General features: G+C 47.4%; 14 protein-coding genes. 5 read left to right on the top strand and 9 right to left on the bottom strand.

Annotated elements, in window-relative coordinates; all coding sequences use genetic code 11:
* Positions 1-93: 93 nt before the first annotated feature.
* Positions 94-2,775, top strand: coding sequence for an aconitate hydratase AcnA (gene acnA / locus D3795_RS04340; RefSeq protein WP_156266575.1), 2,682 nt, complete (start codon positions 94-96; stop codon positions 2,773-2,775).
* Here the strand turns inward: acnA and D3795_RS04335 are convergent.
* Complete coding sequence (locus D3795_RS04335; protein WP_156266573.1) at positions 2,772-3,485, bottom strand: SDR family oxidoreductase; 714 nt, start codon at positions 3,483-3,485, stop codon at positions 2,772-2,774. The two genes, acnA and D3795_RS04335, sit on opposite strands and share 4 nt — an antisense overlap.
* The gene (locus D3795_RS04330) at positions 3,478-3,894 is read right to left on the bottom strand and encodes a 2-amino-4-hydroxy-6-hydroxymethyldihydropteridine diphosphokinase (RefSeq protein ID WP_156266571.1); all 417 of its coding nucleotides are present in this window, start codon (positions 3,892-3,894) and stop codon (positions 3,478-3,480) included. Before D3795_RS04330 ends, D3795_RS04335 begins: the two co-directional genes overlap by 8 nt.
* A gap of 96 nt (positions 3,895-3,990) precedes the next feature.
* On the opposite strand from D3795_RS04330, the gene D3795_RS04325 reads away from it, so the two are divergent.
* From D3795_RS04325 to asnB, 4 genes are all read left to right on the top strand, one after another.
* Positions 3,991-4,530 (top strand): hypothetical protein, encoded by a 540-nt coding sequence (locus D3795_RS04325; RefSeq protein WP_156266569.1) that lies wholly within the window; start codon positions 3,991-3,993, stop codon positions 4,528-4,530.
* Entirely contained in the window at positions 4,523-5,950 is a 1,428-nt protein-coding gene (locus tag D3795_RS04320) for a sodium:solute symporter family protein (RefSeq protein WP_156266567.1), read from the top strand. The genes D3795_RS04325 and D3795_RS04320 overlap by 8 nt, the downstream gene beginning before the upstream one ends.
* A gap of 125 nt (positions 5,951-6,075) precedes the next feature.
* Positions 6,076-7,140, top strand: coding sequence for an aspartate/ornithine carbamoyltransferase family protein (locus tag D3795_RS04315; protein WP_156266565.1), 1,065 nt, complete (start codon positions 6,076-6,078; stop codon positions 7,138-7,140).
* Positions 7,141-7,157: 17 nt separating this feature from the next.
* Positions 7,158-9,173 (top strand): asparagine synthase (glutamine-hydrolyzing), encoded by a 2,016-nt coding sequence (gene asnB / locus D3795_RS04310; protein ID WP_156266564.1) that lies wholly within the window; start codon positions 7,158-7,160, stop codon positions 9,171-9,173.
* Here asnB and D3795_RS04305 read toward each other — a convergent pair.
* The 7 genes from D3795_RS04305 to D3795_RS04275 all read right to left on the bottom strand — a co-directional run bounded on the left by D3795_RS04305 (position 9,170) and on the right by D3795_RS04275 (position 15,848).
* On the bottom strand, positions 9,170-10,537 hold the full coding sequence (locus D3795_RS04305) for an alkaline phosphatase (RefSeq protein WP_156266562.1): 1,368 nt from the start codon (positions 10,535-10,537) through the stop codon (positions 9,170-9,172). The genes asnB and D3795_RS04305 overlap by 4 nt on opposite strands.
* A 68-nt stretch (positions 10,538-10,605) precedes the next feature.
* On the bottom strand, positions 10,606-11,436 hold the full coding sequence (locus D3795_RS04300; protein WP_156266561.1) for a PDZ domain-containing protein: 831 nt from the start codon (positions 11,434-11,436) through the stop codon (positions 10,606-10,608).
* Between the two features lie 8 nt (positions 11,437-11,444).
* Positions 11,445-11,828, bottom strand: a complete 384-nt coding sequence (locus tag D3795_RS04295; protein WP_156266559.1) for a hypothetical protein — start codon at positions 11,826-11,828, stop codon at positions 11,445-11,447.
* Positions 11,812-12,384, bottom strand: a complete 573-nt coding sequence (locus D3795_RS04290) for an RNA polymerase sigma factor (protein ID WP_173020989.1) — start codon at positions 12,382-12,384, stop codon at positions 11,812-11,814. Before D3795_RS04290 ends, D3795_RS04295 begins: the two co-directional genes overlap by 17 nt.
* An 83-nt stretch (positions 12,385-12,467) precedes the next feature.
* Positions 12,468-14,258: an ExeM/NucH family extracellular endonuclease gene (locus D3795_RS04285; protein WP_156266555.1), complete on the bottom strand. Its 1,791-nt coding sequence runs from the start codon at positions 14,256-14,258 to the stop codon at positions 12,468-12,470.
* On the bottom strand, positions 14,230-14,721 hold the full coding sequence (locus D3795_RS04280) for a MarR family winged helix-turn-helix transcriptional regulator (protein WP_156266553.1): 492 nt from the start codon (positions 14,719-14,721) through the stop codon (positions 14,230-14,232). Before D3795_RS04280 ends, D3795_RS04285 begins: the two co-directional genes overlap by 29 nt.
* A 41-nt stretch (positions 14,722-14,762) precedes the next feature.
* Positions 14,763-15,848 (bottom strand): CsiV family protein, encoded by a 1,086-nt coding sequence (locus D3795_RS04275; RefSeq protein WP_173020988.1) that lies wholly within the window; start codon positions 15,846-15,848, stop codon positions 14,763-14,765.

Genomic DNA, 15,848 nt, shown 5'->3' with positions numbered 1-15,848 from the left:
ATATACCCATAGTGAATATAGATAAACGCTATGGCTGAACCACAAATTTGTGACTAAGCTTAGGGGATGCATCGTTTAAAAAAGGAGTAAGCTATGTCGAGCAACGACAGCTTGAAAACGTTAAGTACGTTAGAAGTAAACGGTAAGACCTATCACTATCACAGCTTGCCGAAGGCAGCAGAAAAACTCGCTAGCATTGCCGATGTGAAGAAATTACCAACATCAATGAAAGTACTGTTAGAGAACTTGCTTCGCAATGAAGACGGCGACACGGTTACGGCTGAGGATATTGAGGCAATAGCGAAATGGCTTGATAAGCGTAGCTCAGATCGAGAAATTCAGTACCGACCAGCGCGCGTACTCATGCAAGATTTTACCGGTGTACCGGCGGTGGTTGATTTGGCTGCTATGCGTGACGCTGTTGCGAAAGCAGGCCAAGATCCGAATCAGATTAATCCATTGTCGGCGGTCGACTTGGTGATTGACCATTCGGTGATGGTGGATAAATTTGCGACGCCAGAAGCCTTTAAAGAGAACGTTCGCATAGAGATGGAACGTAACTTCGAACGCTATCAGTTTTTGCGTTGGGGCCAAAATGCGTTTGAAAACTTCCGCGTGGTGCCGCCAGGCACGGGTATCTGTCACCAAGTCAATTTGGAGTATTTAGCCAAAGTTGCTTGGACGAAAGAGCAAGACGGGAAAACTTATGTGATGCCGGATACTTTAGTTGGTACCGACTCACACACCACAATGATTAACGGCCTTGGTGTACTTGGTTGGGGAGTTGGTGGTATTGAAGCGGAAGCCGCAATGCTCGGACAACCTGTTTCCATGTTAATTCCTGAGGTTGTTGGTTTCCGAATGACAGGGAAATTACCAGAGGGGGTCACTGCAACCGATTTGGTGTTAACCGTCACGCAGATGTTACGCAAACACGGTGTGGTAGGTAAACTTGTCGAATTTTATGGTCCTGGCTTAGACAATTTGCCACTCGCTGACCGCGCGACTATCGGTAATATGGCACCAGAATATGGTGCAACTTGTGGCTTCTTCCCAGTTGACCAAGAAACCTTGCGTTACCTGGAGTTGTCGGGGCGCGACGACGATACCATTGCGCTAGTAGAGGCTTATGCCAAAGCTCAGGGCATGTGGCGCGATTCAGGTAACGAACCCGTGTTCACCGATTCTTTAGAATTAGATTTAAGTACTGTTGAAGCGTCTTTGGCAGGCCCGAAACGTCCACAAGACCGTGTCGGCATGCCGCAGTTGGGCTCAGCCTTTGATTTGTTCTTAGAAACCAATGGCCAGTCAGCTGAAGCAGACAAAGCAATTAAGGTAAAGGGGAAAGATTACAGCTTATCGCATGGCGATGTGGTCATCGCTGCGATTACCTCGTGTACCAATACCTCAAACCCAAGCGTCATGATGGCAGCTGGTTTGGTTGCGAAGAAAGCCCTTGAGAAAGGTATTAATCGTAAGCCTTGGGTGAAATCTTCGTTAGCTCCTGGCTCAAAAGTTGTGACTGATTATTTAGCCAAAGCGGGTTTAACTGAATACTTAGATAAACTCGGTTTTAACCTTGTCGGTTATGGCTGTACGACCTGTATCGGTAATTCAGGCCCATTACCGGATGAAATCACCGATGCCATTCGTGAAGGTAACTTAACCGTATCATCGGTACTGTCTGGTAACCGAAACTTCGAAGGGCGTATTCACCAGGATGTTAAAGCCAACTGGTTAGCGTCACCACCGTTAGTGGTTGCGTATGCGTTAGCGGGAACAACGCGCATTGATTTGAGTAATGATCCGATTGCCGAAGACAGTTCGGGTAATCCGGTGTACTTGAAAGACATTTGGCCAACCAGTGCCGAAATTGCGGAAGCTGTGCGCTTGGTTGATGGCGAAATGTTTAGCAAAGAATATGGTGAAGTATTTAAAGGTGACGACGAGTGGCGTTCTATTCCAATCGGCGAGGGTAAAACCTACAACTGGAGTGACGATTCAACTTACGTGAAAAATCCACCGTACTTTATTGGTATTGATAAGCCATTAGCGCCACTTGCAGATGTAAAAGATGCGCGTGTACTGGCGGTATTTGCCGACTCTATTACTACCGACCATATCTCACCAGCTGGTTCAATTAAGCCTGATTCACCAGCAGGTAAATACTTGCAAGAAAATGGTGTAGCGGTGAAAGACTTCAACTCATATGGCTCGCGTCGCGGAAATCACGAGGTAATGATGCGCGGCACATTTGCCAATATTCGCATTAAGAACCAAATGCTAGACGGTGTTGAAGGTGGCTTTACACGTCATGTGCCAAGTGGCAAGCAAATGGCAATTTATGATGCGGCCATGCAATATCAGCAAGAAGGCACACCGTTGGTGGTTTTAGCGGGCAAAGAGTACGGTACCGGTTCAAGCCGAGATTGGGCTGCAAAAGGTACGACGTTGCTAGGTGTGAAAGCTGTTATCGCCGAGAGCTTTGAACGAATTCACCGCTCGAATTTGGTTGGCATGGGTGTGTTGCCACTACAATTCGTCGACGGCGAAGGTGTGCAAGCGCATGGACTAACGGGTGATGAGCAAATTAGCATCGTCGGAATCAATAGTGATTTGAAACCAGGTCAGATGCTGAAAGTTAAAGCGAAGAAAGCTGATGGCTCAGCCGTTGAGTTTGAAGTGAAGTGCCGCATCGATACGGGTAATGAATTGCAGTACTACCGTAGCGGCGGCATATTACACTATGTTTTAAGACAAATGCTTGCGGCCTAAATGGTCAAAGCGCGGCCACCATCTACTTTGATGGATTCGCCGGTGATAAATGGGTTGTCGCGTAAAAAGCGCACCGCAGCTATCATCGGCTCTAAACCTCCTTCAAGGTTCAGTGGTGTTTCAGCGAGTACTTTTTTACGGTGCTGGCTATCGTGCTCAGGCAAAAATAATATTGGCCCCGGCTGGATTGCGTTAACGCGCACCGCTGGGGCTAATTTTTTGGCAAATGCTTGTGTCAAACTTGCTAAACCAGCTTTCGCTGCGCAATACGCGATATAGTCGGTAGAGGGGCTATCAACATAGATGTCGGTGATATTAACGACACTACCTTCGGCATTGGTGAGCTGCTGCTGTAGCTTGTTAATCAGCAAGTAGGGCGCTGCGGTGTGCACATTTAATACCGCGACGAGATTGGCATCACTTTCATCCACACGTTGGTTATCAAAAAAGCATGATGCGTTGTTAACCAATAGATGCAATTTCGGGCAATGTTGTTGCACAGCCTGAATTAACTGATGCACGTCATTTAAGTTTGCTAAGTTTGCTTGTAAACCAATGGCACCGCGCTGTTCAAGTTCATCTATGCCGTCTTTAGACGTGTTGTAATGAGCAAGTACCTGATACCCCTCATCGAGCAGTGCATGTGCCAAAGCTAAGCCAAATCGACGACCTGCGCCGGTCACTAAAGCAAACTTCTTTGAATTAGTCATGTAATGCCCCTTGCGTTTGAACAAGTTTATCAGCGATTGGTTTAAGGTTTGGAACGACTTCTTGCAAATAGTCAGGTACTTCTTGCCACACTAGGTCAGAGTTCAGCTCACCCAAAATGTCGATATCCATTGGGCGATCTTTTTTACTACTAAGCGGATCATCACGATCTCGCCCCAGACTAATCTCGATAGCGTTGAACCGCTTTTTGAGAGCAATACTGTCTAACGGTGAAACGATTAAAAATAGGGCATTGAGGAAGTCATGGTCACTGCGCATATCAACGGGTTGTGTATAGATAGCGCGTGAATAATAAGCTTTGCCCAGCTCTGAGATCGACTCGCGAGCGGCAGCAAAATTGCTTTCTGGCGCGATATTGGCGCCCATGCTACATAAATAAATCGGATGCATAACATTCCCTAAACGACATTGCTTGTGAGCATACCTTAAGTTGAAATGATTTTCCTCACTTGGTAGCCTAGGAACAAAGGGCTACAGGAAGGAATTGTGCCAGACCGCGCAAGGTTCGTTATAAACATTGCTTTGTTGTTACTCATCACGCTGCTTGCGCGACCCGCTTCTGCCTACGTTTTATCTTCCCAAACCAACCCATCCAATTTGGCGAACAGCTCGCTACCGGAGTTATCTGCGCCAGAATCAAGTCGCGAAGGCTATTTTGTGTTGAGCCTATCTGAATCACCATCTCAAGGTTTCATTGTTGAGTATTCAACAGACGAAGATTTTCGTGAGATTGAGCGCACTTATCCTTGGTTTGGTGATTTTCAACGTATGACACTCACCGGCTTCGATGACGGTAATCACTACTTTCGTATCCGCGCAGTTGCGGATGAATCAGGCGGCCTAAGCCCGAAAAACTCTCAGCCAAGTATTCAGTCAAGTAACCAGGTAAGTAACGTGGTGCGCGTTCAGGTGGATCACTACGCTTTAGAACAAGCGCTAACCTTGTTTGCCCTTGGTGGCCTGCTGTTTGCAATTCTCGTCGTGATCATTCTGCATCAACATCGTCGGAGCCGAGCGCATGAGTGAAACTGCAGATTTTGCATTAGATAGTACCCTTGGGCTCAGTTTGGTAGTGATCTTTGGATTGCTCTGGATAGCATTTGGCTGGTATTTAGGGCGTGCGAATAAAACTCACGAAGATTTTGCGCTAGCGGGGCGTAACGTGGGCTTCGCATTAGCCGCAGCAACAGCGATGGCAACCTGGGTGACCAGTAACACCACACTTGTCGCCCCGCAATTGACCTATCAGTTCGGTATCTGGGGTATGGTGGGGTATTCGTTTGCCGCACTGGGACTTATTCTATTTGCACCGCTTGCGGCGCGTATAAAGCGTTTAATGCCGCATGGTTATACCTCAGGTGACTTTATCCGTCTGCGCTTTGGTCGAGCGGCGTGGTGGGTATTTATGGTCATTTCGGTGGTTTATGCCTTCGGTTGGCTCGTCAGCCTTGGTATGGCGGGAGGTATATTACTCGAAGCGTTGAGTGGCTTGGATTATCACATTGGCATGACGGCTATTCTGGTAATCTGCGTTGGCTACACCTTGTTTGGCGGTCTACGTGCGGTCATCGCCACCGATTTTATCCAAGCGTTGATCATTATCATCGGGGTGGTTGGTATTGCTTGGTTTTTAATTGATACGGTGAGCCTCGAAAGTATTCATACCGAATTATCAGAGAATCATCCTCGATTACTCGACTTAATGTTTCCAGCCGCCATTATGTTTCTGTTTAACAATATATTTTTCGGCCTGGGCGAAATATTTCATTCGAATGTGTGGTGGTCTCGTGCACTCGCGTTTAAAGGGAACGTTGCGTTTAAAGCGTTTTTACTTGGTGGTTTGCTCTGGCTGCCGATTCCAATTGTCACCGGATTTATCGCGCTGGCTGCGCCACAATTAGGCATTTTCCCTCCCAGTGCCGATATGGTAGGCCCGATGGTTGCCGCTGAGGTGCTTGGTAAAGTTGGTGCCGTTGTTGTGTTTATCGTGGTTTTTTCAGCGTTAGCGTCTAGTCTTGATTCATTACTTGCAGCAACATCCGATTTAGTAACGCGAGACTTTTACCACAAAAAATTACGCCCAAAGGCAACCGACAAGCAATTATTTACGTTTAATCGCTATTGTATTGCTGGAATTGGCGTGTTGACCTGGCTGTTCTGTTTACCTCAGGTTGCCACTTTGGGCGCCTTATTGAATTTTGCCGGTGCGTTTGTTGCCAGTACGATTTTCCCAATAGTTTTCGGCTTATATCAAAATAAGCTATCTGGGAAATACGCGGCAGTGGCCATGGCTGGCGGCACACTGCTTGGCCTTGTGAGTTATTTTTTAATTGGATTTTATGTCGCCGCACTTACCGCCTGTGCGCTATCTGCAGCAGTTTGTGCGATAGGTGTTTGGCGCTCGAAGCAAAATTTTGATTGGAACAAATTACAGGAGTCATCGTAATGCTCGGATTAACCGAATTTAGCGCGTTAGTGATGATTTGCCTTATTTTCGCAGCGATGGCGCCGCTCATTTTGATAGCGCTGTGGTTAAAAGATTTCATTTCTAAACAACTTTGGTAACACACTATGAATATGAACGATGTCTCATTTGAACGTGAGCGGCCTGATGTCTATGGCGACGCGCATCCGAAAGCCTTGCTCAGGGTGATTCAGGAAGATGGTGACTATTTAGTCAAACTAGCGAATCAGCATATTGTGTCTGGCGATCAGTTTGATCAAGACACCATGAAACAGCTATTTCGCTTAGCAGCAAAAATTGAAAGTAACCCGAAGCGTTTCAGCTCGCCGTTACAAAATAAAATTTTGATTAGCGCATTTTACGAACCAAGCACGCGTACGCGGCTTTCATTTGAGAGCGCTTGGCATCGCCTCGGTGGCGATATTATGTCAATCACCGATCGCTCAACGACTGGCATTGCCAAAGGTGAGTGTTTGGCTGACGTTGCTGAAATGTTCAATAACTACGGCGACTGCGTGGTGTTGCGTGATAATAATGAAAGTTCGTTGTTTGAAATGATGGATGCACTGCGCATTCCCATTATTAATGCGGGTAATGGTGTGGATGAGCACCCGACGCAAGCGCTTGCGGATATGTATGCCATTTTTAAATGGCGACCAGAACTTATTGATGCTGCAAATAACACAAAGATTCGCATTGGCGTGATTGGCGTACCGAACAAAATGCGTACCGTGCGCAGTTTTCTTAAATGTTTATCGGTGTTTCCGCATGCCGTGGAAGAGTTGGTGATCATTCATGATGAAGCCAGCTCTACTGATTTATTTGGCGTAGGTCAACGGGAAGAACTTGAAGCGAGAGGCATTCATATTACAACGAGTACTGAACTCGAAGAGGTCTTATCTAGCTTAGATGTGGTGTATATAAACGCCATATCGTGGGAAGGCGATACCTTTAACACCTACGGTAGCGCCTTTCATTTGACGGCAAAATCGCCATTGAAAGAGGATGCGATTATTCTGCATCCTTTAGCGCGTGGCGAGGAGTTATCGACTGATCTCGATCACACTACGCATAACTGGTACTTCAGCCAAGCGCGTGGTGCGGTATTTTTACGCATGGCCCTTTTGACATGCATGGTAGAACGCGCTGAGCGTGTCATAGACGTCGTATAAAAGAGGACCGAGTAAGTATGTGTGGAATAGCAGGAATATTTAATCGTGATGCCAAGCTGAAGCCAGATGCACAAACCTTGGTAAATATGGCAGCCATCATGCATCACCGCGGGCCAGATGGTTTTGGCTATCAAATTCTCGACAACACGGGTGTGGGGTTCAGCCACGCGCGATTGTCAATTATCGATTTAAACGAAGATCGCGCGCGGCAACCGTTTGTCAGCGATAGTGGTCAATTATTATTGGCGCACAACGGTGAGTTTTATGATTTTAAACGTATTCGCGCCGATTTAACCGCACAAGGTGCTCGTTTTCGTAGCAAAAGCGACTCAGAAATCGTCTTGCATTTGTACGCGCGTGAAGGTCTGGAAGAAACGCTGAAACATTTACGCGGAGAATTCGCATTCGGCTTGTACGATCGTAATGAAGACGCCATGTATTTAGTGCGCGACCGATTCGGTATCAAACCTCTGTATTACACCGAAACAGCAGATGGCGTCGTATTTGGTTCAGAGCTTAAAGTACTATTTGCGCATCCATCGGTGAAGCGTGAGTTCTCGAGTGAGGGTTTATATCACCAGTTAATTCAAGTGATGGTGCCAGGTACAACAGCGTTCAAAGGCGTAAAACAGGTTGCTCCTGGTCATGTTGTGAAAGTGACTCGCAAAAACGACAAACTTGAGCTAAGTGAGTCAAAATACTGGGATGTTAACTTTCCTCTAGAGCATGAGTATCCGGGCGATGACGTGGATGAACAGCAATACATTGACGGCGTTCGTGAACACCTATTAGAGGCGGTACAACATCGCTTAACCGCTGACGTTCCGGTTGGTTGCTATTTATCCGGTGGCATTGACTCGTGCGCTATTCTTGGCTTGTCAGCTGCGGCGACACAAACTTCGGTGAAGGCATTTACCATTGGCTTTGATTCGGATGACTACGATGAGACGCCTATTGCTCAAGAAATGGCTGAGGCAACTGGCGCTGATCATCACATTATGCGTTTGAAAGCTGATGACCTTTATGACCATTTCGTGAAAACCATTTGGCATACCGAGCGCACCATCTATAACACGTTGGGTGTTGCCAAGTACCTGATGAGTCAGCAGGTAAACGAAGTTGGCTACAAGGTGGTGCTTACTGGCGAAGGTTCAGATGAGCTTTTTGCGGGCTATCCAGCATTTCGCAAAGATATGTTTTTACATGGGTTAGACCATTTACCAGATAGCGAACGTAAAGCGTGGCAAGAATTGTTGGAGAAGAACAACAAGCTATTTAAAGGGGCCATGTTAGCGCGCGAAGAGTTTGTAAGCGCTGCATTCAATGCCAAAATGGGTTTCACGCCAAGCTGCGTTCAACCTTGGTTGTCATGCGGTGATGTTGCACTGCCGTTAATTGCAGCCGAGCGTCGAGAAGGCCTGCAAGAATACGATGCCGGCAAAGCCATTGCCGCGACATTAGATGAAACCATGTTAAAAGGACGTCATCCACTCGACCGCGCGCAATATGTGTGGATTAAAACCATGTTAGAAGGGCAGATATTAACGTGGGGTGGTGACCGAGTCGATATGGCAAACTCAATGGAGGCACGACCTGCGTTTTTAGATCATCACCTTGCTGAATACGCCTTTACCGTACCGCCGCATCTGCGTATTAAAGGCAATAAAGAGAAATATGTGCTGCGCGAAGCCATGAAAGGGTTGTTGCCGGAGACGTTGTATAAGCGTGAAAAGTTTGCGTTTATGGCGCCGCCGGCGCATACCGATCCGAAGAAGTGGCGAGCGGTATTGAAACTTGCGGAACAGTTTTTATCTGAAGATGCAGTGAAAGAAGCGGGCTTACTTGATTTTGATGAAGTGCAACGTACTTTTGCGCGTCATGAGTCAGACGAAGTACCGATTGATGAGAAGGTGCAGCTTGATGCTGTGATTAATCACATGTTAGGTGTGCAAATTCTCCATCATCATTTTGTTAAAACGGATGTGCCAGCGTTAGCCCAACAGCGGGCTAACGAATTGGGCTGGTGCGCTTAACGCACCAGCTTCAATAAGGCTTTAGCAATATCGGTGTTATCAATGTAGCCACGGAAGGCTTCTGCACCAGGGCCTACGGCCATCACAGGAACATCGACAGCGGTATGACCAGAAGTCGTCCAACCGGTACGCGTATGTTCGCTGATAATCTGCACTAATACCTGATGAACTGGCTTGAGTTTGTCGCGACCTTTGAGTTGCTCATCAATGGTCACTGACTCCAGTTGTTGCCATTGACTATCGGTTAGTGGCAGATTCAACTCAGGCGTTAAGTAGTCGCGCCAAGCTGACTTCGGTAGTTGCACTAACTCAGTGGCCATCGCTTCCACCGATTTTTGAATACCCATCACTTTTTCTGAGTACCAAGCATATTCACCCCCTTGACCCAACGTTAAACCACCGGTTGAATGATCGGCCGTAATAACTAATAAGGTATTAGAATTATCAGCAAGATAATCTCGCACTACCTCGACGGCAGCGGCGAAATCCGCCATTTCATGCACGGCGCAGGCGATATCATTTGCATGTCCACACCAATCAATCATGCTACCTTCAACCATCAATGCAAACGGCTTGCCAGTTTGCTCAGATCGGTTTTCAAGAAGCCGCAATGCATGCTTGGTCATCTCGGCAAGACGTCCTGGACGATCATCAATGGCAAAGGGCAGTGCTTTGTCCGCGAAAAGTCCCAATACTGGGCTAGCCGATACGTCGTCAAGCTGCTCTAGCTCGGTAATAACTTGGAGACCTTGCTGCTCAAGCTGCGGTAACCAGTTCACATCGTCACGCTTGAAGTAACTGTGACCGCCACCTAAAAGTACATCAAAACTCCAACCACCTGCGCTCACTTGCTGGGCATAAGAATCAGCAATATCGTTATACAGATTGCGCGAGGGGTGATGGGTAAAAAAACTTGCCGGGGTGGCATGGTTTACTTGCACCGTAGCAACAGCACCGGTCGACCAACCCTTATCGCGAGCTAACTCCATCAGAGTTTGTTTTGGGTTTTTATCTGCATCAATGCCAATAGCACCGTTGTAGCTTTTCACGCCGGTTGCTAAGGCTGTTGCACTAGCGGCTGAATCGGTCACCCAAGTATCATCATCAGGATATGTCGTTGCTGCGCCCACCAACAGATCATCAAATGGCGTTGGCGCAAGCTCACCGGTGCCGCGCTGGCTCATGGCATAACGATAGGCTGAGATAAACTCAAAGCCCATGCCATCGCCAATCATAAAAATGATATTTGGCGATTGCTCCTTCGAAGCAGTGGTGTCGACAGTTGAATTATTCGCGGTGCTAGAACAACTAGCAAGTACGAATGCGGCTGCTGCGGTAAGCGCAAATAAAGCACGTGAGGCCATGAAATTCATCCTACATAGTTTCAATTTTGTCAAAGTTTACCATGAACGCATGACAACGAAATGACGAATTAGTCTACCTGACAAGTTTGTTCGGTTACTTTCCAAACAACGGGCTCCCAGTATCCAGCATCAAAACGTTGATAACGCTTTTCGCGGATAAATTTCGCGGCAATGTGATAGGTTTTATTCGGTTCAATCGTTAGTTGAATAAGTTTTTCAGGAGCGCTGCCGCCGCCACGACGCAGAGATGGCTCATCAATGAGTTCATGAACGCCAACTTTGTAATCGTTTACGGCGAGCTTAAATGATGGGTTTTTGATTCGGACATTGTCGCCATCAATTGAGTTGATAAATGCTGGGTATAAATCAGCGGTAACTGGCGGCGTGAAAAACACGCTAATTCGGCCGCAGGCGCTATCGGTGATAGTCGAAGGTGTTTCTTCTTCCAAGGTATTTAGCACTTCAAGACGCCAACCTGGAATGACTGTCGCACGGGCTACACCGGTTAATTCAAGTGTTTCGCCATCGCGCTTAATGCCTACGGAGAATGGTTGATTATGGTCTAACGAGGCAAGAATAGTGAGAGCATCGTCAAGTTGTTGTGGTGCAACCGGCTGCCGATTGATGGATAGAATCATATCACCCATTTGTAGCTTCATTTCATCAGCGACACTGCCATTACGCACGCTGACTACTTTAGCTTGTTGATTGAGAATAGCACCCCATTCAAAATAGCTACGTGCAGGCTCTTCAAGCACAACCTGTGGCTGCGAACCATGAGCTTTACTGGCGGCGATAGCCGCTGCCCGAGCATAATCTCGAGCCTGCTGCTCCTGTGCGAGTGCAGGAATACAAAATAAACCTGCCGCTATCAGCGCTAATATTGATTTAACCATCATTAAACCTCCTAATCGGCAAGCGCTTGATGTTGCTGCCACAATTGTTGCAGCTCAGCATCTGAGGCTCCTTGTAGATACGCCTGTTGAATGCGTCGCTCTAAAGAATCAAGACGATAGTTCGCTGCAAGTAACATAGGTGCTACCTCGTTAGATGGCGATGCAGGAGCGCCGGCGATGCTTGCTTCTGATGACTCAGGAACGGGTAGAAATGACAACCACCACGTTACCGCAATCGCCATCACAAAGGCCACCGCGGTTAGCCACATTGGTTTGATTCTTTTCTCAAATTGAGTAGTCCGTTGTTGCGGAAATTCGAGTTCAACATGCTCAGCTTCAGTGGCAACATATTGTTGCCACTGTTGTTGCAATTGTTGCTCATGCTTTGTGGTCATGAGGTACCTCTTGTGTCAAAAAAGTATTTAGTTTCATTAAGGCACGTTGATAACGTTTACGCACGGTCGATGCCTGTTCGTCGAGGAGATTAGCAATCTCTTCGTGAGTGTAACCTTCGCCTAAATAGAGCCAGACAGTGAGGCGCTCGGTATCATTTAGCTGTGCAATTAACGTTTCAATATCACGTAATTGAACAAGCCAATCGGCTTGCGCAGACCACTCGGTGCTATCAATGAATTCTTCCTCTATCGACTCAGCCACTGGTGACCGTGCGCGAAAATAGGATAAAGCAGTGCGCACAGTCAGCTGCTTTAGCCATGCGCCGAAGGCTTGTTGATTGCGGAGTTGATGAAGCTTTGTAAACGCCTGAAGAAATACATCTTGGGCGAGATCGCGAGCAAGCTCTCGGTCGTGACATAAACCAATAAGCGTGCGCAGCACTGAGCTTTTATATCGCTCAAATATGATTTGCTGGGCACGTGATTTACCAGCAACCGCGGCAGCGAGGGTTACTTCATCCGTAATTTGCCCAAATCCAGAATATTCCTGACTCACCATCAAGGCCTTTGTTGCACTAGCTGCTATAAAAGATGCAACAAAGACCTATTGTGTGACAAGCGCTGATTCGTTTTTGTGAGTTAAAACTGAATATCAGCGTAAATGGGGTCGTGATCAGACGCTCGGTAAGGGGAGGGCGCATACCAATTGGGGTTTGCGTCGGCATTGTTGTATTGCAGCAGTGTAGGTTCGTCGGCATTTATTGACCAAATGGCTTGATAAACAACACGAGCAGCCAACTGGCTCGAGACGAGCAGGTGGTCAAGGCTACCAGCCTGCGCATCATACACATAGCTATAGGCATGCGGATTAAATGCATCGATGCGATTGTAATAGCCGCGTTGTAGTAACGTTTGAATTGGGTCTTCTTGCGCATAGGCATTAAAATCGCCCATTAGTACGCGTAACGGAAAACGCTTTAAATCTTCATGGTTGTCTATGAAATCAGCCAATGCTTTGGCCGATTGAACGCGCACTTTGTTCCAGCAGGCTTGCCCGTCGCTCTGGTTGGCATTCGGGTCGCTATTATCTTTCGGACAGCCCCCTTTAGATTTAAAGTGGTTTACGGCAACAACGACGTTTTCAACTGTATTCTTAGGAGAAAAGCGTTGAATAAGAGGCAGGCGACTGCGTTGTCCAAACGGTGCTTGCGTTACCGTTAGTGGTTGCCCTTGTGGTGTCACTTTATCACTGCGATAAATGAGACCATTGGTGATGTCATCACTACCAAATTTACCCGGAGCAGCCTGCACATATCGCCATGGTTGCCCAGTTGCCGCAGTGAGTGCTGTGGTTAACTCAACGATTGCGCTATGACTCGCATAGCCATCGTTTTCGAGTTCCAATAAGCCAATAATGTCAGCATTCAACTGGCCGAGTGCGGCGATGATTTTCTGATGCTGGCGTTCAAATTCAGCAGCAGTTTTGGCACCCCGCTCGGTTGGAAATTGCTTATTCTCACCCTCGCCATTGAAGTAATTCAGCACGTTAAAGGCGGCAACACGCAGTGTATTGGTTGTTGGTGCTTCTGGTGCTGCTGGGCGTGGATTCGTCGTTACCACGCTAATCTGTGACGTTGGTTGTAAGCGGTAGCTGCCACGAAAGTCACTAATAATACCCTGAACTGGACCGATGCTATCGCCACTGCGGAGGCTATTCGTAGCTGTGATGTTTTGCTTAGGGGCAACCATGATCGTTGAATTCGGCGCCAAGTTATCATCAATGACGAGTCGAGCTAACGCATTCGCTTTGGCCTGAGACTGCGCTTCGGCACCAGGTTGATGGTGTTGCGTGGGCGTATACAGACGTTCATGTGCCACATCAAATTGACCATGCCGTAACAACTGATAATGACCGTTGACGACCAATTCCTGGCTAATCTGAACCGGCATGCCTTCAAGCGCTTCGAACTGTTCTTTTGCGGTGACTGGCAGTTGAAAAGAGGTAGGCTCAACCGTATAACCAGAGTCGCAAACAGCATGCTGACTGAGGTTAGTTAGTTGGGTTAACTCATTGAGCTCGGCGACAGTACCCGTCAAATACACCAGATCACCTTGTTTAAGGCTGGTTAAATTGGCACTTGCTTGTACAAATAACCCCTCTGACGTCAGTGCATTATCGTCGCGGTCGGCTTGTTCGCTGGCTATAAAAAAGCCACCGAGTTCAGCTTCACTTTGCCAGTTAGCGGTAACAATTCCGCGCGTAGTCACTTGTTGACCGCTCACTGGTGACTGAAATCCGTCACCTTGAATGGCATAAATTGGCGTGATGCTACTATCGCATAGTTCAGGCTGCGTAACTTGAGCGCAACTCGATAAAACCAGCAGAGAGATAGCCGTAAAGCTAGCGCGAGCGATATTTCTTTTGTTCATAGGTTCCTACTTCAAGTACATCTGCAGCATCAAGCTTTTCGGCATCCATCATGGCTGCAATGCGTTGCATACCTGCCACTAGCAGCGACTGCTCCCAATCGTCTAATGACTGAAATTTATGAATAAAATCTTCCTGGAGCGGTCTTGGCGCTTCCGCTAACCGCTGTTTACCTTGCGCTGTCAATGATAGCACCACACGACGCCGATCTTCGGTGCTACGCTCACGGTGAATTAACTCGCGATGTTCAAGTCGGTCAATGACATTACTCACGGTTGCCGGGCTTAAAGTAATATTTTGAGCGACAGAGCTGGCTGTAATGCCGTCTGGGGCAGCCGCTATCTCTCTTAATATGAGCAGCTGTGGCGCTGTTAAGCCGGTGCGTTTGTTCAGTTGCTTGGAGTACAAGTCTGTTGCGCGAATGACTTTTCGAAGTGCCAGCAGCAATTCTTCGTACTTTTCCATCGCAATTCCTATGCTTCTTTATTCAATAATTTGATTATCTATTAGCGTCGAGCAGATAAATCAGTGCGTCTAATTTGCACCACTAGTCCAAGTTTTGGATGATCAAAATAGTGCGTTTCATGACTAATAACCCGTCGTAATTGGTCGAGTCGGTAGCTGCGTAAAAAGCGTGAGGTAGAACGATCAACTTGCAAGGCCTGCTCAACTTGAGCGGCTAATTCACGCTGATTAAACTGTACCTGTTGCGGGCTACGTAGTTCAAGATCGCTATCAATGTGCAGATAGTTACCCACTAGATAAATATGCAAAGTGCCATCGAGTTCCCATACTGGCTCTGCGCGCTGCGAACGCGCGCGCTCAGGAATCAAAGGCGGTGGATTCGGCGTGCCATGATCACGATAACTAATTTGAATCTCTTGCTGATTCACTCGCGAGAGCAGTGCTTCAAGTTCTTCAAAAAGTTGAGGTTGCTGCTCTTCATCTACAGCTGCACTTTCGATCAGAGCAAATGGCGGCTGTTCGTATCCACTTGGCAAAAATTCTTGGCCGAAGTTACGACCACCAAAAAGTCTTACTGTGTAGCCTTCGCTTCGGGTAAATACAGGGGTGCGATAGGCCACATGCAACAGCGGAGAGCCCACATTACGGCGCATCAGTTGCTCACGAAAATCGTCGAACACGTGCGTTTCAGCAGGCATTAAATATGGCCCAGAACTTGTCATCATGTCGCCGCCGCTGCCATCGACAACTTGTGCAGGTGCTTGTTCGAAGCCACTTAAAATTCGACTAGGTTGATACCAAGGATGACCAAAAGGATCCACTTCATTAGCTTGCGCACAAAATACCGGACGAATAGTTAATGCTTCTTCACTGCTTGGACACAGCGGGAGGTCATTCAGTAGTGCAAAAAAGTTTGGCGCATAATAACCAGAAATCGGATCGTGTCTTGCGTCAAATTGGCGCGGTGGGTGCCACGGAAACGCTTCCGCATCGTTGTTTGGCGCTTGTTTAAACACGAGCACTTCTACTTCAAACCAGCGCCAATCAGCTGACGACTCTTGTGCTATCGCCAGTGAAGTAGCGCTTAATCCAAGAGTAAGTAACGTGGTACGCAACCAAACAGTCAT

The organism is Pseudidiomarina andamanensis (assembly GCF_009734345.1).
GTDB classification, from domain to species: Bacteria; Pseudomonadota; Gammaproteobacteria; order Enterobacterales; family Alteromonadaceae; genus Pseudidiomarina; species Pseudidiomarina andamanensis.
The sequence above is the reverse complement of the archived record's forward strand: the minus strand, read 5'-3'. Positions and strand labels throughout refer to the sequence as shown.